Annotated in this window: 24 protein-coding genes and 2 pseudogenes; 21 read left to right on the forward strand and 5 right to left on the reverse strand. The window is 58.3% G+C overall.

Annotated features, from left to right (window positions below):
- The first annotated feature begins 283 nt into the window (after nucleotides 1–283).
- The 5 genes from QA644_RS19190 to dnaQ are packed head-to-tail and all read left to right on the forward strand — an operon-like array spanning nucleotide 284 to nucleotide 3,906.
- On the forward strand, nucleotides 284–1,105 hold the full coding sequence (locus tag QA644_RS19190) for a pyruvate, water dikinase regulatory protein (protein WP_074066108.1): 822 nt from the start codon (nucleotides 284–286) through the stop codon (nucleotides 1,103–1,105).
- 34 nt (nucleotides 1,106–1,139) lie between these two features.
- A complete protein-coding gene (locus tag QA644_RS19195; RefSeq protein ID WP_194728512.1) occupies nucleotides 1,140–1,739 on the forward strand; it encodes a Maf-like protein in 600 nt (199 codons plus the stop codon).
- Nucleotides 1,732–2,592 (forward strand): shikimate dehydrogenase, encoded by an 861-nt coding sequence (locus tag QA644_RS19200; RefSeq protein ID WP_283070073.1) that lies wholly within the window; start codon nucleotides 1,732–1,734, stop codon nucleotides 2,590–2,592. The genes QA644_RS19195 and QA644_RS19200 overlap by 8 nt, the downstream gene beginning before the upstream one ends.
- Complete coding sequence (coaE, locus tag QA644_RS19205) at nucleotides 2,589–3,200, forward strand: dephospho-CoA kinase (RefSeq protein WP_194728513.1); 612 nt, start codon at nucleotides 2,589–2,591, stop codon at nucleotides 3,198–3,200. Before QA644_RS19200 ends, coaE begins: the two co-directional genes overlap by 4 nt.
- Entirely contained in the window at nucleotides 3,193–3,906 is a 714-nt protein-coding gene (gene dnaQ, locus QA644_RS19210; RefSeq protein WP_283070076.1) for a DNA polymerase III subunit epsilon, read from the forward strand. The genes coaE and dnaQ overlap by 8 nt, the downstream gene beginning before the upstream one ends.
- A 50-nt stretch (nucleotides 3,907–3,956) precedes the next feature.
- On the opposite strand, the gene secB is transcribed toward dnaQ, so the two are convergent.
- Nucleotides 3,957–4,433, reverse strand: a complete 477-nt coding sequence (gene secB / locus QA644_RS19215) for a protein-export chaperone SecB (protein ID WP_283070078.1) — start codon at nucleotides 4,431–4,433, stop codon at nucleotides 3,957–3,959.
- Between the two features lie 82 nt (nucleotides 4,434–4,515).
- Nucleotides 4,516–5,025: an FxsA family protein gene (locus tag QA644_RS19220; protein ID WP_239596328.1), complete on the reverse strand. Its 510-nt coding sequence runs from the start codon at nucleotides 5,023–5,025 to the stop codon at nucleotides 4,516–4,518.
- A gap of 126 nt (nucleotides 5,026–5,151) precedes the next feature.
- On the opposite strand from QA644_RS19220, the gene QA644_RS19225 reads away from it, so the two are divergent.
- The 5 genes from QA644_RS19225 to gyrB all read left to right on the forward strand — a co-directional run bounded on the left by QA644_RS19225 (nucleotide 5,152) and on the right by gyrB (nucleotide 10,474).
- Nucleotides 5,152–5,853 (forward strand): Tim44/TimA family putative adaptor protein, encoded by a 702-nt coding sequence (locus QA644_RS19225; protein WP_028740146.1) that lies wholly within the window; start codon nucleotides 5,152–5,154, stop codon nucleotides 5,851–5,853.
- Entirely contained in the window at nucleotides 5,850–6,971 is a 1,122-nt protein-coding gene (locus tag QA644_RS19230; protein ID WP_283070081.1) for a murein transglycosylase A, read from the forward strand. The genes QA644_RS19225 and QA644_RS19230 overlap by 4 nt, the downstream gene beginning before the upstream one ends.
- Nucleotides 6,968–7,531: a Smr/MutS family protein gene (locus tag QA644_RS19235; RefSeq protein WP_074066116.1), complete on the forward strand. Its 564-nt coding sequence runs from the start codon at nucleotides 6,968–6,970 to the stop codon at nucleotides 7,529–7,531. Before QA644_RS19230 ends, QA644_RS19235 begins: the two co-directional genes overlap by 4 nt.
- Nucleotides 7,528–7,905, forward strand: coding sequence for a helix-turn-helix domain-containing protein (locus QA644_RS19240; protein ID WP_283070082.1), 378 nt, complete (start codon nucleotides 7,528–7,530; stop codon nucleotides 7,903–7,905). The genes QA644_RS19235 and QA644_RS19240 overlap by 4 nt, the downstream gene beginning before the upstream one ends.
- A gap of 133 nt (nucleotides 7,906–8,038) precedes the next feature.
- Nucleotides 8,039–10,474, forward strand: coding sequence for a DNA topoisomerase (ATP-hydrolyzing) subunit B (gyrB, locus tag QA644_RS19245; protein ID WP_239596323.1), 2,436 nt, complete (start codon nucleotides 8,039–8,041; stop codon nucleotides 10,472–10,474).
- A gap of 53 nt (nucleotides 10,475–10,527) precedes the next feature.
- Here the strand turns inward: gyrB and QA644_RS19250 are convergent, their stop codons facing one another.
- Nucleotides 10,528–11,121 (reverse strand): nitroreductase family protein, encoded by a 594-nt coding sequence (locus QA644_RS19250; RefSeq protein WP_074066118.1) that lies wholly within the window; start codon nucleotides 11,119–11,121, stop codon nucleotides 10,528–10,530.
- A 235-nt stretch (nucleotides 11,122–11,356) separates the two neighbouring features.
- Here QA644_RS19250 and QA644_RS19255 point away from each other — a divergent pair, with 235 nt between their 5' ends.
- The 9 genes from QA644_RS19255 to QA644_RS19295 all read left to right on the forward strand — a co-directional run bounded on the left by QA644_RS19255 (nucleotide 11,357) and on the right by QA644_RS19295 (nucleotide 20,244).
- Complete coding sequence (locus tag QA644_RS19255; protein WP_283070086.1) at nucleotides 11,357–12,199, forward strand: fumarylacetoacetate hydrolase family protein; 843 nt, start codon at nucleotides 11,357–11,359, stop codon at nucleotides 12,197–12,199.
- 204 nt (nucleotides 12,200–12,403) lie between these two features.
- Nucleotides 12,404–13,675 (forward strand): polyhydroxyalkanoate depolymerase, encoded by a 1,272-nt coding sequence (gene phaZ / locus QA644_RS19260; RefSeq protein WP_039843407.1) that lies wholly within the window; start codon nucleotides 12,404–12,406, stop codon nucleotides 13,673–13,675.
- A gap of 144 nt (nucleotides 13,676–13,819) precedes the next feature.
- Nucleotides 13,820–14,254, forward strand: coding sequence for a DUF2852 domain-containing protein (locus tag QA644_RS19265; RefSeq protein ID WP_074066121.1), 435 nt, complete (start codon nucleotides 13,820–13,822; stop codon nucleotides 14,252–14,254).
- A gap of 88 nt (nucleotides 14,255–14,342) precedes the next feature.
- Nucleotides 14,343–15,107: a SprT family zinc-dependent metalloprotease gene (locus tag QA644_RS19270; RefSeq protein WP_074070100.1), complete on the forward strand. Its 765-nt coding sequence runs from the start codon at nucleotides 14,343–14,345 to the stop codon at nucleotides 15,105–15,107.
- Between the two features lie 76 nt (nucleotides 15,108–15,183).
- On the forward strand, nucleotides 15,184–15,852 hold the full coding sequence (locus QA644_RS19275; protein ID WP_283070089.1) for a phosphoribosylanthranilate isomerase: 669 nt from the start codon (nucleotides 15,184–15,186) through the stop codon (nucleotides 15,850–15,852).
- A gap of 2 nt (nucleotides 15,853–15,854) precedes the next feature.
- A complete protein-coding gene (gene trpB, locus QA644_RS19280; protein WP_283070091.1) occupies nucleotides 15,855–17,075 on the forward strand; it encodes a tryptophan synthase subunit beta in 1,221 nt (406 codons plus the stop codon).
- A 3-nt stretch (nucleotides 17,076–17,078) separates the two neighbouring features.
- The gene (gene trpA / locus QA644_RS19285; protein ID WP_074066124.1) at nucleotides 17,079–17,918 is read left to right on the forward strand and encodes a tryptophan synthase subunit alpha; all 840 of its coding nucleotides are present in this window, start codon (nucleotides 17,079–17,081) and stop codon (nucleotides 17,916–17,918) included.
- 39 nt (nucleotides 17,919–17,957) lie between these two features.
- Nucleotides 17,958–18,860 carry an acetyl-CoA carboxylase, carboxyltransferase subunit beta gene (gene accD, locus QA644_RS19290; protein WP_074066125.1) on the forward strand — a complete coding sequence of 301 codons (903 nt, stop codon included), beginning with the start codon at nucleotides 17,958–17,960 and terminating at the stop codon, nucleotides 18,858–18,860.
- A 31-nt stretch (nucleotides 18,861–18,891) separates the two neighbouring features.
- Nucleotides 18,892–20,244 (forward strand): folylpolyglutamate synthase/dihydrofolate synthase family protein, encoded by a 1,353-nt coding sequence (locus QA644_RS19295; RefSeq protein ID WP_074066126.1) that lies wholly within the window; start codon nucleotides 18,892–18,894, stop codon nucleotides 20,242–20,244.
- A gap of 151 nt (nucleotides 20,245–20,395) precedes the next feature.
- Here QA644_RS19295 and QA644_RS19300 read toward each other — a convergent pair.
- Nucleotides 20,396–21,863: pseudogene (locus tag QA644_RS19300) on the reverse strand (MFS transporter).
- A 130-nt stretch (nucleotides 21,864–21,993) separates the two neighbouring features.
- Between QA644_RS19300 and QA644_RS19305 the strand changes: the two are divergent.
- Both QA644_RS19305 and QA644_RS19310 read left to right on the forward strand, forming a co-directional pair.
- On the forward strand, nucleotides 21,994–22,611 hold the full coding sequence (locus QA644_RS19305) for a TetR/AcrR family transcriptional regulator (protein WP_074066128.1): 618 nt from the start codon (nucleotides 21,994–21,996) through the stop codon (nucleotides 22,609–22,611).
- A gap of 59 nt (nucleotides 22,612–22,670) precedes the next feature.
- Nucleotides 22,671–23,003 (forward strand): annotated as a pseudogene (locus QA644_RS19310) (hypothetical protein); the annotation flags it as partial.
- Between the two features lie 46 nt (nucleotides 23,004–23,049).
- Here QA644_RS19310 and trxA read toward each other — a convergent pair.
- Nucleotides 23,050–23,370, reverse strand: coding sequence for a thioredoxin (gene trxA / locus QA644_RS19315; RefSeq protein WP_022718427.1), 321 nt, complete (start codon nucleotides 23,368–23,370; stop codon nucleotides 23,050–23,052).
- Nucleotides 23,371–23,426: the final 56 nt, after the last annotated feature.

Raw genomic sequence — 23,426 nt, forward strand, 5'->3', positions numbered from 1 at the left:
TATCGGGACAACATCGACAGCCTTCCATGGCATTTTTTGGAGAACCTCGAATCTAGAAGTGATTCCAAAAACTTGTCTCGAAGGCTGAGGCGTTTCTTTCTGTGGATATCTTGTGTAGTCTAGATGAGCTCTTCAGCGCGGGCCACAAATCCACAGGCCGCCCTGCAGTACCCTCCAGAAAATCCGAAATGTGGATAAGGGGCCATGTTTTCCCTTGCCTCAAGCCATGCCGGTCCCTTAGCTCTTTCCCATCCAGTCTTTTCAACAGGCAGCAGAAAATAGCGTGGAGAACCGCACGAACTTCTTCCATCTGCATCTGATTTCTGACTCGACCGGTGAGACTCTGATCTCAGCCGGCCGCGCTGCATCCGCCCAGTTCAAATCTGCCCAAGCGGTCGAACACGTCTATCCGTTGATCCGCAACCGCAAGCAGCTGCTTGCGGTTCTCGATTCGATCGACAACGAGCCAGGCATTGTTCTTTACACCGTCGTCGATCGGGAACTCGCTGCGCTGATCGATGAGAGGTGCGTCGAGATGGGCGTCGCCTCAGTCAATGTGCTTGAGCCTGTGATGGCCGCTTTCCAGCTTTATCTCGGGGCTCCGCTGCGGCGCCGTGTCGGCGCTCAACATGTTATGAATGCCGGCTATTTCGCGCGCATCGAGGCGCTCAACTTCACCATGGATCACGACGACGGGCAAATGCCCGAGGACTACAACGACGCCGACGTCGTCATCATCGGTATCAGCCGTACGTCCAAAACGCCGACGAGCATCTATCTCGCCAATCGCGGCATCAAGACAGCGAACATTCCGATCGTCTATGACGTGCCTTTGCCAGAAGCGCTTTTCACTGCAACGAGGCCGTTGATCGTCTGCCTCATAGCAACGACGGATCGGATATCGCAAGTGCGTGAGAACCGGGTGCTCGGTGCGACGCCCGGCTTCGATCGTGGTCTATATACGGATCGAGCCGCGATCTCCGAAGAACTGAAATATGCCCGCTCGCTCTGTGCGCGGCATAATTGGCCGTTGATCGATGTGACCCGTCGCTCCATCGAAGAGACGGCGGCCGCGATCGTTGCCCTGCGCCCCAAGCTGCGCTAAGCGCTGACATTATGAACCACGAGCTATGAGACGCATGACATCGAAACTGATTCTTGCCTCCTCCAGTCCATTCCGGCGGATGCTGTTAAAAAATGCCGGCCTGGAGTTTGAAGCGCATGCGCCAAAGATAGACGAGCGCGCAATCGAAGCACCGCTCGAACGAGAGGGCGCATCTCCAGATACTGTAGCCTTGGTGCTTGCAAGGGCTAAAGCAGACGAGGTGAGCGGCCGGTTTCCGGACGCGCTCATCATCGGCTCGGACCAGACCATGTCGCTTGGCGATCGTGTGTTTCACAAGCCGCACGACATGGCTGACGCCGCCAATCATCTGAGATTACTCTCGGGACAAACACATCGTCTGAACAGTGCGATCGCCATCGTCCGAAATGGTGCACTTCTATGGGAGCATGTGTCACACGCGTCGCTGACGATGCGCGTTCTGTCGGCGGATTTCATATCGCGCCATCTTGCACGCGTTGGCAACACGGCGCTTGGCAGCGTTGGCGCCTATCAACTGGAGGGCGAGGGAATTCAACTTTTCAGCCAGATCGACGGCGACTACTTCACGATCCTTGGCCTGCCGATGTTGCCGCTGCTCGCGAAACTAAGGGAATTGGGTGCGATTGATGGATGATTCACGTGAAACATTCGGCCCGAATGCCTTTGTCACCGGCTTCCCGGTGCGGCACTCACGTTCGCCTTTGATCCACGGATACTGGCTGAAAAAGCTTGGGCTTCGCGGAAGCTACCGCGCATACGAGGTTGCTCCCGCCGATTTTGCAGCATTCATTGGATCGCTCAAGGATCAAAGCTCGGGCTTTATCGGCGGCAATGTCACCATCCCGCACAAGGAGTTGGCCTGTCAGCTCGCCGACAGGCCGGACGAACTCTCCCAGGAACTCGGGGCATCCAACACGTTATGGCTGGAGGAAGGAAAACTCCATTCGACCAATACCGACGGTCACGGATTTACCGCCAACCTGAACGCGCGCCACCCTGGCTGGGATAAGCACGAGACCGCAATAATACTCGGTGCAGGCGGCGCCAGCCGGGCGGTCATACAGGCCGTGCGCGACCGCGGCTTCCGGGAGATCCATGTCGTCAACCGAACCGCGGCTCGCGCGCAGGAACTTGCCGATCGTTTTGGAGAAAAAGTCTATGCGCATCCGATGGGAGCGCTCGCGGAGGTTATGAAAGGTGCGGGTCTTTTCGTCAATACGACATCGCTCGGTATGGACGGCGAAACAGCACCGGAAATCGATTTTTCGCCGCTCGACGGTAACGCGGTCGTCACAGATATCGTCTATGTGCCGCTGAAGACACCCTTGCTGAAACAAGCCGAGGAGCAGGGTTTCGCGATCGTGGATGGACTTGGTATGCTGCTTCATCAGGCTGTGCCGGGCTTCGAGAAATGGTTCAGCAAGCGGCCGGTGGTCGATGACGAGCTTCGTGCACTCGTCGTCGCAGATATGGAAAAACACAGATGATCCGGATCGGTCTCACGGGTTCCATAGGCATGGGGAAATCAACTGCGGCAAAGCTCTTTGCCGAAGCCGGTATTCCCGTCAATGATTCCGATGCTGTGGTACACGAGCTTTATGCCGGCGAGGCAGCGCAGTTGATCGAAGCTGAGTTCCCGGGCACCGTTCGGAACGGCGTCGTCGACCGTCAGGAACTTGGCCGTCAGCTTTCGCGCCGACCAGATGGCTTCAAAACGCTCGAAGCAATCGTTCATCCGCTGGTTCGCCAGCGCGAAACGGAATTCGTGGAACGCGAAAAAGCGCGAGGATCGGAGATAATCCTGCTCGATATCCCGTTGCTTTTCGAAACTGGTGCCGAGACCCGAGTCGACATAGTCGTGGTCGTGAGCTGCGATCTACAGATTCAACGCGATCGGGTGCTTGCGCGACCGGGCATGACCGAGGAAAAATTCAATATGATTCGCTCGCGCCAGACCCCGGACGCCGAAAAGCGGGAGCGTGCCGATTACGTCATCGACACGGGGCACGCCATCGAAATTACGCGGGCGAGGGTGAGTGAAATCATCGCGGTCTTGAAAGCGCGGATCGCGAAGGGAGATTTCCGGAATGCGTGAAATCATTTTCGACACGGAAACCACCGGTCTCGACAGCCGCATGGATCGCATCATCGAAATCGGCGGCGTCGAGCTTTTGAACCATTTCCCGACCGGCCGCACGATCCATATCTATATCAATCCGGGAGATCAGAAAGTTCATCCCGATGCGCTCGCCGTTCACGGCATTACCGACGAGTTTTTGAAGGACAAGAAGCCTTTCTCCGCAGTGGTTGAAGAGATCATCGAGTTCTTCGGTGACGCAAGGTGGATCGCGCACAACGCGACCTTCGATATGGGATTTGTCAATGCCGAACTCGCTCGCCTTGGCATACCGCCGGTCCTGCCGGAGAGGGTCGTCGATACGCTTTCTCTCGCTCGGCGCAAACATCCGATGGGACCGAATTCGCTCGATGCCCTCTGCCGCCGCTACGGCATAGACAACTCACACCGCACAAAACACGGTGCACTTCTCGACTCCGAACTGCTTGCCGAGGTCTATATAGAGATGATCGGCGGGCGTCAGACCGCTCTCGGTTTGAGCGTTGCGGCAACAAGCGGGGCAGGCGACGCCGAGATTGTTCTGGAGGAGGCCGCTGACATCGGTTTGGAGCGGCCCCGGCCACTCGCACCGCGCCTTAGCGAAGCGGAAGCTCAGGCTCACGATGCGTTGATTGTCGCACTCGGCAGTAAAGGCATCTGGGCCAGATACGATCGCCCAAATTAAAAATGCCCGGGCTTTGACCCGGGCACCGCAGTCAAATCACGTGCTTCGAATCAATTTGTCTGCACCTTTGCGCGCGTCTGCTCTTCGGCGACGCGTTGCGCAAACATCTGTGCGAAGTCGATCGGGTCGATCATCAGCGGGGGGAAGCCGCCATTGCGCGTAACATCGGCAATGATCTGGCGGGCAAACGGGAAGAGCATGCGCGGGCATTCGATGAAGAGAACCGGCAGCATGTGTTCTTGCGGGAAGCCGGCAACGCGGAAGACGCCGCCGTAAACGAGTTCGGCATGAAAGACCGTCTTGTCGCCATCCCTGGCCTCGGCGTTGAGCGACAGCACAACGTCGAAATCCGTATCCGAAAGCGGATTGGCATTGACGTTGACGTTGATATTGATCGCCGGCGCCTTGTCGCGCGCTTGAAGCGAACGCGGCGCACCCGGATTTTCGAAGGAAAGGTCCTTCGTGTACTGAGCGAGAATGGTGAGGCTCGGGCTTGTCGTGCCGCTGCCGTTGTTTTCATCAGCCATTGGATTTTCCTCGAGGGGGCATTGGATGTTGCCGCCATCTAACATTTCGGGAAAAGGCTTACAACCCTGGGCGAATCCGTCTCTACTCGCCGAGCCGCTTGCCTGACCAGGGAGACTTGTTGTTAGGCTCGCGGCGATAATCGTCCTCGTCAAGATCAACAACTTTTGAATCCGGCTTGGATTGGTTGCTGAATCCGGACGATTGCGACGCGGTAGAGCCTCTCTTCGTCTCAACGATAACGAATCGTTTGCGGATGTAGTTCCAGGCAAGATCACGAACGGCCGGGATGAAAAGCGCGATGGCGATGATGTCTGAAATAAATCCCGGAACGATGAGAAGCAGCGACGCGATGACGAGCATGGCTGGCCGCAGAAGCTCCCGGCCAGGTAATACGCCGTTTCGCCCCTCGGTCGACATACGCTGCAGGATGCCTATACCCTGGCGACGAAGCAGAGCCATACCGATTACAACACTCAGCACGACGAGACCAAGGGTCGCCAGCAGGCCGACTGCGCGCCCGACGATTACGAAGCCCGCTATCTCCGCCAGCGGCAGCAGCAGCACAAAACCTGGAAGCATTGCAAGTCGCATCGTCTCTCCAACCGGCGCTCGCCGGGCCTCAATGGCAATCGCAAGATTGCGGCTATTTGAATCATCTGTCTATGCGGACTATATGGGAGTACAAATCATAGATGTTAACGGTGGCTGCGGCACGATATGAGTTCAAACGACTTCATCACTTTGTTTTTCCTTGTGGCGGCGGTGCTGATTTTTTTCCAGCTCCGCAGTGTTCTGGGACGCCGCACGGGAAATGAGAAGCCGCCGCGCGATCTCTTTACGCCGCGCGATGCCGCCGGTCCTGAGCATTCCGATGCCGGCAAGGTCGTGACGCTTCCGCGCCGCGATACGCCTGCAGAAGAAGAAGGCCGCTTTGCAGTGGTCGACGCTTTTGCGCCCCCCGGTACGCCGCTCAATGAGCCTCTCCGTGCGCTCAGTAAAGCCGATCCATCCTTCGCACCTAAGGAATTTTTGAACGGCGCGAAGATGGCTTACGAAATGATCGTCATGGCTTATGCCGACGGTGACAGAAAGACGTTGAAGAATCTTTTGTCCCGCGAGGTCTATGAAGGTTTTGATGCGGCCATCGCAGATCGCGAGGCCAAGGGCGAGAAAGTGAAATCCACCTTTGTCGGCATCGATAAGGCGGACATCACACAGGTGGAAGTCAAAGGCAGCGAGGCACAGATTACGATCCGTATCGCCAGCCAGCTGATCTCCGCGACCTACGACAAAGCTGACAAGCTGATTGAAGGCGATGTCGAGAACGTTGCCGAAGTCAACGACATCTGGACCTTTGCCCGCGATACGCGATCGCGCGATCCCAATTGGAAACTCGTGGCAACCGAATCGGAAACATGAGTGACGATAAAGCGGGCTTCGTTCTGCAAGCTGTCGGTTTCGATGAACTCAAGGGCTGGAAGGATGATGATCCCTCCAGCCTTTTTGAAGTTATGGAAGCGTGCCGCAGCCAAATTACCGGCACGAAACCCTACCGCACCGGATCGCTCGGCTTGAGCACCGACGATCTTTTGCCTCTGCTCGACGCAGCCCGAAATGCGAAACCCGCATCTGCTTCTGATGCCCGATCCTTCTTCGAGCAGAACTGTCGGCCGTTTTTTATCAGAAAACTGGACGGCAGCCGGGGTTTCGTTACCGCTTTTTACGAACCGGAAATCGCCGTTTCCGACAAGCTCGATTCTACTTATCGCTTCCCGTTCTACCGGCGACCCGATGATCTGATCGACCTCGACAATAGCAACCGCCCCGTAGGCCTCGATTCATCCTATGCCTTTGGTCGCCTCCGGGATGGAGAGATAAGCGCCTATCCCGACCGGCAGGCGATCGACCAAGGCTTCCTCGACGGTCGAGGCCTTGAAATCGCCTGGGCGAAATCCAAGATCGATGTCTTCTTCGTGCATGTGCAGGGCGCGGCCCGACTGCGCTACCCGGATGGACGGACGGCGCGTATCACATATACGGCAAAGGCCGGGCATCCTTTCTCCGCTATCGGCAAGCTGTTGGTCGACCGCGGCGAAATCGACCGTGCGAACATTTCCATGCAGTCGATTCGCGCCTGGCTCGCAGCGCATCCAGAGCATGTCGATGATGTTCTCTGGCACAATCGATCCTATATTTTCTTCCGCGAGGCGCCGGTTGCCGCTTCTAAAGCTGGACCAGTTGCTGCAGCGAAAGTGCCGTTAGTCGCCGGACGGTCGCTTGCCGTCGACCGCCTGATACATACCTTCGGTTTTCCCTTCTTCATCCGTTCCGAAAGCCTGACCCATCTTGATAAGGGTAGGCCATTCCAGCGTTTGATGCTTGCCTTGGACACTGGCTCTGCGATCGTCGGTCCTGCGCGCGGCGATATCTTTACGGGTTCCGGCGATGAAGCGGGCGAATTGGCGGGTACGGTGCGCAACGACGCGGACTTTGCCATCCTCATTCCGAACGCTGCGGCTGGAAGGTTCGGCCGATGACGAGAGACCGCAAGCTCAGCACAGACGAGAGAATCCTATGGGGCAAGGTTGCGCGCAGTACGCGGCCGCTCGCCGGCAAGAAGGGTGAGTTTACTGAACTCGATGCCTTTCTTGTGGAAACCGAAGCCGAGGTCGGGAATGCCGTACAGAAATCGTCTGCTGAAACGGAAATACAAGCTGCAGCGCTGCCCGCGGCAGCGAAGCAGCCTTCCGGCACCCACCATCCACTGGAGCGGCCCGTCAAACGCAAGATCGCCAAAGGCAGGCTGGCACTAGAGGCGCGTATCGATCTCCACGGCCTCGTGCAAAGCCAAGCCCATGTCATGCTTCTCGATTTCCTCATCCGCGCGCATGAGCGCGGCATGCGGCATGTGCTGGTGATCACCGGCAAGGGCAGTTCGATGGGGAGCGAAGGTGCGTTGAAACGGGCTGTACCGCTCTGGTTTTCGAAGCCGGAATTCCGCTATCTGATCTCGTCTTACGAAGCGGCTGCGCACCACCACGGCGGCGAGGGCGCGCTTTATATCCGGCTCTCCCGGCGGCAGGGGGACAGGTCATGACACCGTTCGGCGAAGCTGTTCGAAAACTTCGGGCGCGCAAAGGCGTGTCGCAGAAGCAGATGGCAGCGGCGCTCAACGTCTCGCCTGCCTATCTCTCCGCACTCGAACATGGAAAACGCGGCTTGCCGACCTTCGACCTGCTTCAGCGGATCGCCGGCTATTTCAACATCATCTGGGATGAAGCTGAGGAACTCTTCCTGCTCGCCCGCGCATCGGACCCGCGCGTGGTGATTGATACCGCAGGTCTACCCCCCGAATATACGGCTTTTGCCAATCGTTTGGCGGGCCGGATTCGCAACCTTGACAGTGCAGCTTTGGCCGAGCTAGCGGCTACGCTTGAAAATCTCGCCAAAGCTGACGGAAAAGCGTCATAATCCCCTGCTTTATGCCGGATTCCCAGGCGCTGCCATTGGGAATGGCGTCCAAAAACCCTATATTCCGAAATGAAAAAGGCCGGTGATTCGCAAGGCTCTCCGGGCTCCTACAACAGGGAAATTCAAAGACAGCATGACCGATATATCAGCGACGGAAAACGGCGTTAACACCGAATATGGCGCGGATTCCATCAAGGTCCTCAAGGGACTTGATGCCGTGCGTAAGCGCCCCGGCATGTATATCGGTGACACCGACGACGGTTCCGGCCTGCATCACATGGTTTATGAAGTCGTCGACAACGCAATTGACGAGGCGCTGGCCGGCCATGCCGACATCGTCACCGTCACGCTCAACCCCGACGGCTCGGTCACCGTGACCGACAACGGCCGCGGTATTCCAACGGATATACACACCGGCGAAGGTGTTTCCGCAGCCGAAGTCATCATGACGCAGCTTCATGCCGGCGGTAAGTTCGACCAGAATTCCTACAAAGTTTCCGGCGGCTTGCATGGCGTCGGCGTCTCGGTCGTCAACGCGCTTTCGGTCTGGCTGAAACTGAAGATCCGCCGGCAGGGTAAGATTCATGAAATGAGCTTCACGCATGGCGTTGCCGATGCGCCGCTCAAGGTGACGGGTGACGCGGGCAGCGACACAGGCACGGAAGTCAGCTTCATGCCGAGCACCGGAACCTTCACGATGACGGACTTCGATTACGGCACGCTGGAGCACCGCCTTCGCGAGCTTGCCTTCTTGAATTCCGGTGTCCGCATTTTGCTGACAGACAAGCGTCATTCGGACATCAAGCAGGAAGAAATGCGTTATGACGGCGGCCTTGAGGCCTTCGTTTCCTATCTCGATCGTGCCAAGAAGCCTCTGGTCGACAAGCCTGTCTCTATCCGCGGCGAAAAGGATGGAATTACCGTCGAAGTCGCAATGTGGTGGAACGACAGCTATCATGAAAATGTGCTCTGCTTTACCAACAATATTCCACAACGTGACGGCGGCACGCATATGGCCGGCTTCCGCGCCGCGCTGACGCGCCAAGTTGTGTCCTATGCCGATAGCTCCGGTATTACCAAGAAGGAGAAAGTCACACTCCAGGGCGAAGACTGCCGCGAGGGCCTGACGGCTGTCCTTTCGGTGAAGGTGCCGGATCCGAAGTTCTCGTCGCAGACGAAGGACAAGCTGGTTTCCTCGGAAGTTCGTCCGGTCGTCGAAAGCCTCGTCAATGAAGCGCTCAGCACATGGTTTGAAGAGCATCCGAGCGAGGCCAAGGTGCTCGTCGGCAAGGTCGTAGAGGCCGCCGCGGCCCGCGAAGCGGCTCGTAAGGCCCGCGAGCTGACGCGCCGCAAAGGTGCGCTCGATATCGCCTCGCTGCCCGGCAAGCTCGCCGATTGCTCCGAGCGCGACCCTGCGAAGTCTGAAGTCTTCCTCGTCGAGGGTGACTCCGCGGGCGGTTCTGCAAAACAGGGACGGTCCCGTGAAAACCAGGCGATCCTGCCTCTGCGAGGCAAGATTCTCAATGTCGAGCGTGCCCGCTTCGACAAGATGCTCTCCAGCCAGGAAATCGGCACGTTGATTACCGCGCTCGGCACGGGCATCGGCAAGGACGAGTTCAGCGCCGACAAGCTTCGCTACCACAAGATCATCATCATGACGGATGCCGACGTCGACGGTGCCCACATCCGCACGCTTCTGCTGACATTCTTCTTCCGTCAGATGCCGGAGCTGATCGAGCGCGGCCATCTCTACATCGCCCAGCCGCCGCTCTACAAGGTTTCGCGTGGCAAGTCCGTTCAGTATGTGAAAGACGAAAAGGCGCTAGAAGATTATCTGATCGGCCAGGGCCTTGAGGATGCGGCGCTGAGGCTCGCAAGCGGCGAAGTCCGCGCCGGTCAGGATCTGCGCGAAGTTATCCTCGATGCATTGCGCCTGCGTGCGTTGCTCGAAAACCTGCATTCCCGTTACAATCGCGCTGTCGTTGAGCAGGCGGCAATCGCCGGGGCACTGAACGCCGAAGCGGTCAGCGATCGTGCCAGGGCCGAACAGCTCGCGACTGATGTCGCCAAGCGACTAGACATCATCGCCGAGGAAACCGAGCGCGGCTGGGAAGGTGGCCTGACCAGCGAAGGCGGGTTGCGGCTTGAGCGAATGGTGCGCGGCGTCAAGGAAGTCGTCGTGCTCGACATGGCGCTGATTGGATCGCAGGACGCGCGTCACATTGATCAGCTCTCGTCACGCCTCAAAGAAATCTACCAGAGCCCACCGGCGCTTTCGCGCCGCGACGGAGATACCGAGATTTCCGGTCCGCGCGCGCTCCTCGATGCAATTTTCGCCAGCGGCCGCAAGGGACTGACGATGCAGCGCTACAAGGGCCTTGGCGAAATGAATGCCGAGCAGCTCTGGGAGACGACGCTCGACCCGAACGCCCGTTCGCTGCTACAGGTCAAGGTAAACGACGCGACGGATGCCGATGGCCTTTTCGCCCGGCTGATGGGCGACGAAGTCGAGCCGCGCCGCGAATTCATTCAAGATAACGCGCTCAGCGTTGCAAATCTCGATATCTGATTGATTTCTTGTACAAAAAGGCGCGTTCATGGCGCCTTGTTCTTTCGACAGAATCAATTGGCAATGAATTTTCCGTTGAAAGCCACCTCCGCAAGCGGCATGCGTTGGCTTGGCACTTCGCGTGCCTGGTTGCGCTCGGACAGAACGCTCTTGTCGCCAAGTCGGCCGATGGCTATGCCGGCCTCGACGCGATAGCCTTCCGGAATGGCGAAGGCTAGCCTGATTTCATCATGTTTGATTCCGCCCATGCCATGGGCGTAGAAGCCTGAAAAGCGTGCCTGCAGGGCGAGATGCCCCCACGAGGCACCAGCGTCGAACGAATGCGTATAGCGCGGTTTGTTCTCCGAGAAAGCGCCACTGAAACTGCGTGAGACAACAAAGATCAGCGCGCAAGCATTCTTTGCCCATTCCTGGTTCGATTCGACGAGCAGGCTAAGATGCTTCTCGAAATGTTCCGTGCCCTTAAGGGCGTAGATGAAGCGCCAAGGCTGCTGGTTGCCGGAAGACGGCGCCCAATGAGCTGCGTCAAGGATCGTCAGCAATTGCTCTTCGGCTATGATTTCGCCGGTGAAAGCACGTGGCGACCAGCGATCGAGAAACATCGCATCGATCGGATATTCGGATGTGCGGCTATTGGCTTCGGTCATCTTATTTCCGGATAGTGGTTGAGAGGCTGGAGCGGATGATATTGCCTGCCAATAGAACTTTGCAAGCAAACCCGTTGCCGCAGATGCTTCTCCCTTCATTCAATCCGGCGCGCGCCAATTCAGTCCCGGCGAAATTTTTAACAATGCGTACCGCTTCAGCAAAAAGCCGTAATGACACGCTTAGTCGACTGGTCCATAGGTGATGGTAGTCCGTTTTCGATGAGGAGGAGATTTTATGAAGCTGATGCGCGTTGGCGAACCGGGTCGTGAAAAACCGGCACTACTCGATTCCGATGGCAAGATCCGCGACCTTTCGGCGCATGTTTCCGACGTCGCTGGTGAGGCGATTTCGCCCGCCGGCCTGGCAAAAATCGCAGCGCTCGATGCGAAAAGCCTCCCGGAATTGGCTCCGGGCCGCATTGGTGCCTGTGTTGCAGGCACGGGCAAATTCATCTGTATTGGCCTGAATTTCTCTGATCACGCTGCCGAAACTGGCGCAACAGTTCCGCCGGAACCGATCATTTTCATGAAGGCCACCTCCGCGATCGTCGGTCCCAACGATAACGTCGTCATCCCGCGTGGTTCCGAAAAGACTGATTGGGAGGTCGAACTCGGCGTTGTGATCGGAAAGACCGCAAAATATGTCACCGAGGCCGAAGCGCTGGACTACGTTGCCGGCTATTGCGTCTCCAACGATGTTTCGGAGCGCGCATTCCAGACGGAACGCTCCGGCCAGTGGACGAAGGGCAAATCCTGCGACACCTTTGGCCCAATTGGGCCCTGGCTCGTTACCAAGGACGAGATCGCCGATCCGCAGAATCTCGGCATGTGGCTGAAGGTCAACGGCCAGACGATGCAGAACGGCTCGTCGAGGACGATGGTCTTCGGGGTCGCTTATCTGGTCTCCTATCTCAGCCAGTTCATGTCGCTGCAGCCTGGCGATGTCATTTCCACCGGTACGCCGCCGGGCGTGGGCATGGGTTTGAAGCCGCCGCGTTACCTCAAGGCTGGCGATGTCGTCGAACTTGGAATCGAAGGCCTCGGCACGCAGAAGCAGACCTTTGTCGCGGATCGCTGAAGCTGTCCGATCTTTAATAATTGTGAGCGTATCATTTGCCGGGAATCACTTTCCCGGCATTTCTTTTTGCGACGCGGATGCGTATGTTGCTATGCAACAAATAAGCCTGTTACTCTCAATTGAAGTGCCCGCAAACGATGGAAAGAAGTAGATGGCCTGCCTGACGGCGCTGTCCTTTCCGGCAAAAGAAAGGTGGCGCAACTCATGTTTTATCAGCTTTATGAATTGAACCATGCAGCGATGGCGCCGTTCCGCGCTGCCGCTGATGCGATGCGGCTTGTTTATGCCAATCCGCTTAATCCTTTTTCGCAGACGCCGTTTGGCCGCACGATCGCCGCAAGTCTCGAGATGTTCGAGCGGACGACGCGCCGCTACGGCAAGCCGGAGTTCGGACTGAAGGAAACGGTCGTCGGCGACAGCAAGGTCGCAGTGCGTGAAGAGATCGTCTGGTCGCGCGCTTTCTGCAATCTTCTGCATTTTGCGCGCAACACGCCTTCCGGCCACCGCGATCCCCGAATCTTAATCGTTGCACCGATGTCCGGTCACTATGCAACGCTGCTTCGCGGTACGGTCGAAGCGCTGCTTCCGAGCGCCGATATCTACATCACCGACTGGGTTGATGCCCGCATGGTGCCGATGACGGAGGGCACCTTCGATTTCGATGACTATGTCGATTATGTCATCGAGATGCTGCATTTTCTCGGCCCCGATACGCACGTCATTGCCGTATGTCAGCCCTCCGTGCCTGTGCTGGCCGCCGCCGCCGTCATGGAAGAGGCAAACGACCCGTTGTCACCATCGTCGATGACACTGATGGGCGGACCGATCGATACGCGCATCAATCCGACAGCGGTCAATAAACTCGCAGAAGAGAGACCGCTGACGTGGTTTGCCGAAAACGTCATCATGAATGTGCCATGGCCACAACCAGGCTTCATGCGCCCGGTCTATCCGGGTTTCCTGCAGCTCTCGGGTTTCATGTCGATGAACCTCGACCGGCACGTGGTCGCCCACAAGGAGTTCTTCATGCATCTCGTGAAGAACGACGGTGAGCCTGAAAAGCACCGCGATTTCTACGACGAGTATCTTGCCGTGATGGACCTGACCGCGGAATTCTACCTGCAGACGGTCGATCAGGTGTTCATGAAGCACTCCCTGCCGAAGGGCGAGTTGATTCATCGTGGCAAGCGCGTCGATCCGGCCGCAATCCGCAATGTCGCGCTCCTGACAGTGGAGGGCGAGAACGACGACATCTCCGGTGTGGGCCAGACGAAGGCGGCGCAGACGATCTGCGTCAACATCCCCGACGACATGCGCATGCACTACCTTCAGCCCGACGTCGGCCACTACGGCGTCTTCAACGGATCGCGCTTCCGCCGCGAGATCGCGCCGCGTATCGTCAACTTCGTCCGCGAGCACTCTCGTTCTGGAAAACTCAGCGTAAAACGCGTCATCAGGGGCGGCAAATCCGCCTGAGTTAGAGGATGCTGATTTAATCCTGCCTGTTCAAGGCCTTGTCCGATTTCGCGGGCAATCGTCTTGAAGGGTTGGCTGGCGGTAACCACATCGATTTTCAGCGTTCGGTATTCTGCCGGGCGCAGAAAGCGAGGATACCGCACGATGAACCAGTCAGCATTGCTTCGCCCGGATTGGACTCCGGCTACCGTTGCGTTGATGGTGCTCGGCTTCGTGGTCTTCTGGCCTCTGGGCCTGGCCATGCTTGCCTATATCATCTTCGGCGAGCGCCTTCGCGGTTTCAAGCGCGACGCGAATAACGCGACTGACGGCTTTTTTGCCGGCTGCCGCCGTTCGCATGGCCGCTACCGCCCGCATTTTTCGACCGGCAACGTCGCCTTTGACGATTGGCGGAAGGCCGAGCTTGACCGCCTCGAGGAAGAGCGCCGTAAGCTCGATGAAATGCGCGAGGAATTCGATACCTATATGCGCGAGCTTCGTCGCGCCAAGGATCAGGAAGAATTCGACCGTTTCATGCGCGACCGAAAGAATGCAAAGCGCGATGACAATGGCCCGGTTGCCGAATTTCAGACGCCTTAACGTATCACTAGATGATCAGCAGACCGGCATCAGCGATGCCGGTTTTTCTTTGCCCGGATTTGTTGCGAATCGTATAGAAAAAGCGCTTATGTTTCCGCTCCTTTCCAAGCCGCGACGAACTGCTGCACGAAAACCTGCTCCGCCCGAAACGCGGACGCTGGACGTCGCAGGCAGGCTGATGCCCCTGACGATCAAGCAGCATGATCGCGCAACGCGTATTACGCTGCGCATCGAGCCCGGCGGCAGGGCGCTGAAAATGACGGTTCCGAAGGGCCTTGCGCAGCGCGAGGTCAACGCCTTCCTCGACCGTCATCAGGGATGGCTGTTGACGAAGCTGGCAAAGTTCTCCGTCGACAATACCCTTCACGATGGCGGCGAGATCCTGGTGCGCGGCATCAAGCACCGGATCGAACATACCGGCAGTCTGCGCGGCCTCACCGAGGCAGTCATGGTCGGCGACCGGCATGTGCTGAAGGTCAGTGGCCTACCGGAACATCTTGGCCGCCGGATCGCAACCTTTCTGAAGAAGGAGGCGCGCTCTGACCTCGTGCGGCTTGCGCACTTCCACGCGCGTTCGATCAAGGCACCGATCAAGTCGATTTCCATGAAAGACACGCGCAGCCGTTGGGGCTCATGCTCCTCGGAGGGAAATTTGAGCTTTTCCTGGCGCGTCGTCATGGCGCCGGCCTCGGTGATCGATTATCTAGCGGCCCACGAAGTGGCGCATCTCAGAGAAATGAATCACGGCCCGCATTTCTGGGCGCTTTGCCAAAAGCTCTGCCCGCATATGGAAGATGCGAAATCCTGGCTGAAACGCTACGGAAGCCAGCTTCACGCAATCGACTTTGATTGAGCGTTTAGCCGCGGTAAATTAAGCCTTAGTCGCAAATTGGCTCGACTCTTTTGCCTTTTCGTGTCACTTCGCTGCCATGAAACCCGATATCAAAATCTGCGGCCTCAAGAGCGCTGAAGCGATCGAGCGCGCGGTCAATCGCGGCGCGAACCATATCGGTTTTATCTTCTTCGAGAAAAGTCCTCGTTATATCGAGCCGGACGTTGCCGGAAAGCTTGCGGATGCTGTCCGCGGCAAAGCCAAGATCGTCGCCGTCACGGTCGATCCGACTAATGACGAACTCGATGAAATCGTTGCGCTTTTGAAGCCGGACATGCTCCAGCTTCACGGCAACGAGAGCCCGGAACGCGTCTTGACGATAAAGGCTGTCTACGGTCTCGCGATCATGAAGGTCTTCTCTGTTCGCAGCGCCGATGATCTGAAGCGGGTTGAGGCTTATATTGGGATAGCCGACCGGTTTCTCTTCGACGCCAAGCCGCCGAAGGGGTCGGAATTGCCGGGCGGCAACGGGGTTTCCTTCGATTGGAGCCTGCTCGGCCAGCTTGACGATAGCGTGGATTACATGCTTTCCGGTGGGCTGAACAAGGACAACGTCGCCGAAGCGCTGACGATCACCAAGGCGCCGGGCATCGACGTATCCTCCGGCGTCGAAAGCGCACCCGGCGTGAAGAGCGTCGCCATGATCGATGATTTTTTCGATGCGGTCGAGAAGGCTTGCGAGCCTGAAACGGTCTCAGGGAGTTGAGAGTGAACCAGACGCTAAAACCGAATTCCTTCCGTTCCGGTCCCGATGAGGATGGCCGTTTCGGCATCTATGGCGGCCGTTTCGTCGCCGAAACGCTGATGCCGCTGATCCTCGATCTGCAGGAGGAATGGAACAAGGCGAAGGACGATCTCGAATTCCAGGCGGAATTGAAACATCTTGGCAGCCACTACATCGGCCGCCCGAGTCCGCTTTATTTCGCTGAGCGCCTGACTGCCGAGCTTGGCGGCGCGAAGATCTATTTCAAGCGCGAAGAGCTGAACCACACGGGTTCGCACAAGATCAACAACTGCATCGGCCAGATCCTGCTTGCCAAGCGCATGGGCAAAACGCGCATCATCGCTGAAACCGGTGCGGGCCAGCATGGGGTTGCCTCTGCAACGGTCGCCGCCCGCTTTGGCCTTCCCTGCGTCGTCTATATGGGCGCGACGGATGTCGAGCGCCAGGCGCCGAACGTTTTCCGCATGAAGCTGCTTGGCGCCGAGGTGAAGCCGGTGACGGCAGGTCACGGCACGCTGAAGGATGCGATGAACGAAGCCCTGCGCGACTGGGTCACCAATGTCGATGACACCTATTATCTGATCGGCACCGCAGCCGGCCCGCATCCCTATCCGGAAATGGTTCGCGATTTCCAGGCGGTCATCGGCACGGAAGCCAAGGCGCAGATGCTGGAAGCCGAAGGACGACTGCCGGATCTTGTCATCGCTGCGGTTGGCGGCGGTTCGAATGCAATCGGCATCTTCCATCCGTTCCTGGATGACGAAGGCGTAAAGATCGTCGGCGTCGAAGCCGGCGGCAAGGGTCTGCAAGGCGATGAGCATTGCGCTTCGATCACGGCCGGCTCGCCGGGCGTCCTTCACGGCAATCGCACGTATCTGCTCCAGGACGGCGATGGTCAGATCAAGGAGGGCCACTCGATTTCGGCCGGCCTCGATTATCCCGGCATCGGCCCCGAGCATTCCTATCTGAACGATATTGGCCGCGTCGAATACGTGCCGATCATGGATCACGAGGCGCTCGATGCCTTCCAGACGCTGACCCGCCTCGAAGGCATTATTCCGGCGCTTGAGCCGTCGCATGCGCTGGCCGAAGTCATCAAGCGCGCGCCGAAAATGGGCAAGGACGAGATCATCCTGATGAACCTCTCCGGCCGCGGCGACAAGGACATCTTCACCGTCGGCAAGATTCTGGGAATGGGTGTGTAAGTCATGACCGCACGTATGGATAAACGCTTTGCCGATCTGAAGGCTGAAGGCCGCCCGGCGCTCGTGACCTATTTCATGGGCGGCGACCCGGACTACGAGACCTCGCTCGGCATCATGAAGGCGTTACCGGAAGCCGGTTCTGATGTCATCGAACTCGGCATGCCGTTCTCCGATCCGATGGCCGATGGCCCGGCAATCCAGATGGCTGGCCAGCGCGCGCTAAAGGGCGGACAGACGCTTAAGAAGACGCTGCAGCTGGCAGCCGATTTCCGTAAGAGTGACAACGCGACGCCGATCGTGATGATGGGCTATTACAATCCCATCTATATCTACGGCGTCGAGACGTTCCTGGACGATGCGCTCGCATCAGGCATCGATGGCTTGATCGTCGTCGATCTTCCGCCGGAAATGGATGACGAGCTTTGCATTCCAGCGATCAGGAAGGGCATCAATTTCATCCGTCTGGCAACGCCGACGACCGATGACAAGCGCCTTCCGACGGTACTGAAGAACACGTCTGGCTTTGTCTACTACGTTTCGATGAACGGCATCACCGGTTCGGCTCTGCCTGATCCATCGCTGGTCGCCGGGGCCGTGAAGCGCATCAAGCAGCATACCAATCTGCCCGTTTGCGTCGGTTTCGGCGTCAAGACTGCCGATCACGCCAAGGTCATCGGCAGCTCCGCCGATGGCGTCGTGGTTGGTACGGCCATCGTCAATCAGGTGGCGACAAGCCTGAGCAGCGAAGGAAAGGCCACAGCAGATACAGTCCAGGCCGTGGCCACCCTCGTTCGCGGTCTTTCATCCGGAACGCGTTCGGCGCGCCTTGTTGCTGCCGAATAGCGTCCCCACATTGGCTGTAGTCAATCAGGAGTTTTCGACTTGAACTGGATCACCAACTACGTTCGCCCGCGCATCAATTCCATGCTGGGCCGTCGCGAAGTGCCGGAGAACCTCTGGATCAAGTGCCCGGAAACGGGCGAGATGGTCTTCCACAAGGATTTGGAAGACAACAAGTGGGTTATTCCGGCTTCGGGCTATCACATGAAGATGCCGGCAAAGGCACGCCTTGCCGACCTTTTCGACAACGGTGAATACGAGTCGCTGCCGCAGCCGAAGGTCGCGCAGGATCCGCTGAAATTCCGTGATTCCAAGAAATACACGGATCGCCTGAAGGACAGCCGCCTCAAGACAGAACAGGAAGACACGATCCTCGCTGGCGTTGGCAAGGTTCGCGGTCTGAAGCTCGTCGCCGTCGTGCACGAGTTCAACTTCATGGGAGGCTCGCTCGGCATTGCTGCCGGTGAGGCGATCGTCAGAGCCTTCGAGCGTGCGATTTCCGAAAAGTGCCCGCTCGTCATGTTCCCGGCTTCCGGCGGCGCGCGCATGCAGGAAGGCATCCTTTCGCTGATGCAACTGCCGCGCACGACCGTTGCCGTTGATATGCTGAAGGAAGCCGGCCAGCCCTATATCGTCGTTCTCACTAACCCGACCACGGGCGGCGTAACGGCCTCCTACGCTATGCTGGGCGATCTTCATCTGGCAGAGCCGGGCGCTGAAATCTGCTTCGCCGGCAAGCGCGTCATCGAACAGACGATCCGCGAGAAGCTGCCGGAAGGTTTCCAGACCTCGGAATACCTGCTCGAGCACGGCATGGTCGACATGGTCGTCAAACGGCACGATATTCCGGAAACGCTTGCGCGTGTCCTGAGCATCCTGACCCGGAAGCCCGCCAACTCGGTTACGGTGAATGGCGGCACGATCGCAATCGCAGCGAGCGCCTGATTGACATAAACCTGCTTGGGCGGGGTGCTGAATGATACCCAGAGGCCAGACCGCAGTGAGTGAAGCAGCGCAGGAGATCGACAAACTCATGGGATTGCATCCCAAGGGTTTCGATCTTTCGCTCGATCGCATCACCCGCCTTCTCGAAGTTCTCGGCAATCCGCAGAACCGGCTGCCGCGGGTCATTCATGTTGCCGGAACAAATGGCAAGGGTTCGGTTACAGCCTTTTGCCGCGCATTGCTGGAAGCCGGTGGCTACGGCGTCCATGTCCATACCTCGCCACATCTGGTCAACTGGCATGAGCGCTATCGGATCGGTCTTAAGGGCGGCCGGGGTCAGTTTGTCGACGATGCGGTTTTTGCAGAAGCGCTTCGACGCGTTGCTGAAGCGAATGCCGGCCAGAAAATCACGGTCTTTGAAATCCTGACGGCGGTGACTTTCCTTCTCTTTTCCGAGCACCCGGCCGATGCGGCAATCATTGAGGTCGGTCTCGGCGGACGGTTTGATGCGACAAACGTCATCTCCGATCCGGCCGTTTCGGTCATCATGCCGATCTCGCTCGATCATCAGCCCTATCTCGGCGACCGCGTCGAACTGATCGCGGCTGAAAAAGCCGGCATCATGAAGCCCGGCCATGCCGTGGTGATCGGCCATCAGGAATATGACGCAGTCCTGGATGTCCTGATGTCGACTGCCGAGCGCTTGCATTGCCCGACCGCTGTCTTCGGCCAGGATTACATGGCGCATGAGGAGTATGGCCGCCTCGTCTATCAGGACGAATTCGGTCTCGCCGATCTGCCGTTGCCGCGCCTTCCCGGCCGCCATCAATATGCCAACGCTGCGGCAGCGATCCGCGCCGTCAAGGCAGCAGGTTTCGTTGTCACCGAAGCGATGATGGAAAAGGCTATGAATTCCGTCGAATGGCCCGGTCGCCTTCAGCGGCTGACCGAGGGCCGCCTTATCGCACACGCCCCGGCCGGTGCCGAAATCTGGGTCGATGGGGGCCATAATCCCGGTGCTGGCGAAGTTATCGCCGAGGCCATGGCGAATTTCGAGGAAAAGCATCCGCGGCCACTCTACCTCATAACCGGCATGATCAATACCAAGGACCCGGTCGGCTATTTCAGGGCCTTTGTCGGGCTTGCGGAAAAGGTCTTCTGCGTACCGATCCGTGGCAGCGAGGCGATGATCGATCCGGTGATCCTGTCAAATTCTGCCTATGATGCAGGCCTAGTCGCAGAGCCGAGGGCCACAGTCGGTGAAGCGTTGGAGGCGATCCAGGAGATCCTTGATCCGCAAGCTCCGGCGCCCAGGATCCTGATCGGCGGGTCACTCTATCTCGTCGGCGATGTTCTTGCTGACAACGAAACACCCCCGAAATGAAAGAAGCCCGGTCGAAGCCCAGCCTCTAACCGAAATGTGGAAGCATTCTGCAGACTCAATTGTCGCAGAATGCCTATTTTTGCGACGTCGTAAACTAAGTCGCAAAACTGTCGCTTCGATCGGGGACTTTCGCGGCACCGCTTTCGGATCGCTATTCCGGCAGCGTTCTTGGCAGCCAGAGCCACGCAATGATTCCGGCGACAAGCATGAGCAACCCTCCGACTCCGACTGCGACATGCAACCCGATAAGGAAGGCTTCTTTGGCCTGTGCGACGGTCTCAGGGGGAAGGCCCGGCCGATCCAGGGTCTCGTTGAGCGTGCCCGCTACGCCGGGACCAAGCAGGCGGAAGCTCAGGGCGGCCAGCGATCCGAGCAGAGTGATGCCGAGCGCATTTCCCAGCTCGTTGCTGGTTTCCGCGATGGATCCGGCCGCGCCGGCTCGTTCGGGCGAAACCGCCGAGACAGCGACCTCGGCCACGAGGCTGAACGACAGTCCGTAGCCGATGCCGGCGATGAGCGTTGATGCGATGAAGGCCGCGCCACCAACCTCGGTGCTCGTAAGCAGCAGCAAGAAGACGCCCGCGCCTATCAGTAGATGCGTCGCCACAAGAGCATTCTTGCGGCCGATCCACTCCACGATGCGGCGCGGTGCCCATGCACGTCGCGGTCAGCACGATGGCCCCCGGCAGGGTCAGCAGCGCCGTGGTAAAAACATCGAAGCCAAGCACCGATTGCAGATAGATCCCGGACAGGTAGCCGGCGACAGACCAGACGACGAGGGATAAAAGCCCGGTCAGGATTGCGATGGAGAAAATGCGATCTCGAAATAGGCTGAGATCGAGCAGCGGATAGTCGATGCGGGTCTGTCGGCGCAGGAACAGCGCGAGGGCAAGAACGCCGATGATCCCGCCGCCGGACTGCGCCGCCGTAAAGCCCTCCGCTGCGGCGATCTTGAGCGACCAGGTGAACAGCAGGATGCCGACGAACGACAGCAGGAGACTCGGCAGGTCGATCCGACCATAGGTCGTCGAGCGGACCTCGCGAAGCAGGATTGGCGCTACGATCAGGAAGGCGAGCACGACGGGGACATTGATGAGGAACACGACGCCCCACTCGAACTGCCTGAGCAACATGCCGCCGATCAGGGGGCCAATGGCGAAGCCGGCTGCGAATGTCGCGGCGAAGATGCCGATGGCCCGCGCGCGCAGCCGCGGATCGGGAAACAGGGCGCTGACGATTGCCAGCCCGGACGGCAGCAATGTCGCACCGCCCAGCCCCATGAGCGCCCGTGCGGCGATCAGCATCAATGGAGATTGCGAATAGGCCGCGCCGAGCGATCCCGCACCGAATACCACCGCGCCCACCATAATCAGCTTGAGCCGCCCATAGCGGTCACCGATATTGCCGAAGACGATGAGCAACGAGCCGACCACGAAGCCGTAGATGTCGAGAATCCAGAGCGCCTGGTCGGCTGTCGGCGTCAGGGCGGACGTGACGTGCGGCATGGTGAGGTAGAGAATCGAGCCGTCCATTGCGACGAGCAGGACCAGCGGCAGCACGGCCATGAGGCCGAGCCATGCCTTTCGGTTCACCGAGCTTGGAAGTGCCATATCGGTCATCGGGCAAAAGTCCTTTTGCGAACGGCGCGCGCAGGCGTGCCGCTTCGGCCGCTGACGGAAGACCAGCGGATGGTTGCATTGGAAGGGTTGTATCTATATACTTTAAGTAAGTTACATTTGGTATATAGAGATGTCAAGCACACCCGATGACACGCAGATTGCCCCGAAGCGAGTCCGTTTGAGCCGTGAACAGCGGCTACGCCAGCTTCTCGACGTGGCGTGGCGGCTCGCGCGCGAAGAAGGCACCGATGCGCTGACGCTGCCGCGCATGGCGGACGAGGCCGGTGTTACAAAGCCGGTAATCTACAACCATTTCGGTACCCGCAACGGCCTGTTGACGGCTCTCTATCAGGACTTCGACGCGCGCCAGACGGAGGTGATCGACGCCGCGCTTGAAGCCTGCGCCCCGATCTTGGAAAGAACCGCAAGGGTGATCGCTTCGTCCTACGTCGAATGCGTGCTGGCCCAGGGCCGTGAGATTCCAGGCGTGTTGGCCGGGCTTGCCGGCTCCCCCGAACTGGAGGCCGTCAAACGCGACTATCAACTGGCGTTCATCGAGAAATGCCGAAAGGCGTTGGCTTCGTTCACGGGCCCAAAGGGCATCATGCAGTCCAGCTTCTGGGCGGTGCTCGGGGCGGCCGATTCGTTATCTCATGCCGCTGCGACGGGAGAGATCACCATCGAACAGGCTCAAGGCGAACTCTATGAGATCATCGTTGCAATGGTGAGCAGGAGCTTTCACACTTAACGGGCGGCAGGAAATCGCAGGACTCCGGCAGTTTCGCGACGAAGCTATTCGGCTCATGCAATTGCCCGACCGCTGTCTTCGGCCAGAATTACATGGCGCATGAGAAATATGCCAACGCCGCCGCAGCGATCCGCGCCGTCAAGGCAGCAGGTTTCGTCGTCACCGAAGCGATGATGGAAAAGGCTATGAATTCCGTCGAATGGCCCGGCCGCCTTATCGCACACGCCCCGGTGGGTGCCGAAATCTGGGTCGATGGGGGGCCAGTCGGTGAAGCGTTGGACACGATCGAGGAGATCCTTGATCCGCAGGCTCTGGCGCCCAGAATCCTGATCGGCGGGTCGCTCTATCTCGTCGGCGATTTCTTGCTGACAACGAAATACCCCCCGAAATGAAAAAAGCCCGGTCGGAGCCGGGCTTTTCTCTCAATGTGCAATGAAATTAAGCGGCGTTCGAAATCCAGCTCGAAAGAGCAGTCTTCGGAGCAGCGCCAACCTTGATATCGGCAACTTCACCAGCCTTGAAAATGGCAAGCGTGGGAATCGAGCGGACGCCAAACTGGGCTGCCAGTTCCGGGTTTTCATCGATATTAAGCTTCGCGACCTTAACCTTGCCTGCGAGTTCGGTTGCAATTTCCTCAAGGCTCGGAGCGATCATCTTGCACGGACCGCACCACTCGGCCCAAAAATCAACGACGACGGGTTCTGCAGATTCCAGAACTTCCGACTGGAAGTTGTTGATATCGACTTTCACGGTAGCCATAGGCTGCTCCTTTAGCGGAATTTACTGTTGATCCACATGTGATGGTGCGGTGCCGA

Origin of the sequence: Rhizobium sp. CC1099 (assembly GCF_029714385.1) — a bacterium.
Lineage (GTDB): Bacteria > Pseudomonadota > Alphaproteobacteria > Rhizobiales > Rhizobiaceae > Rhizobium.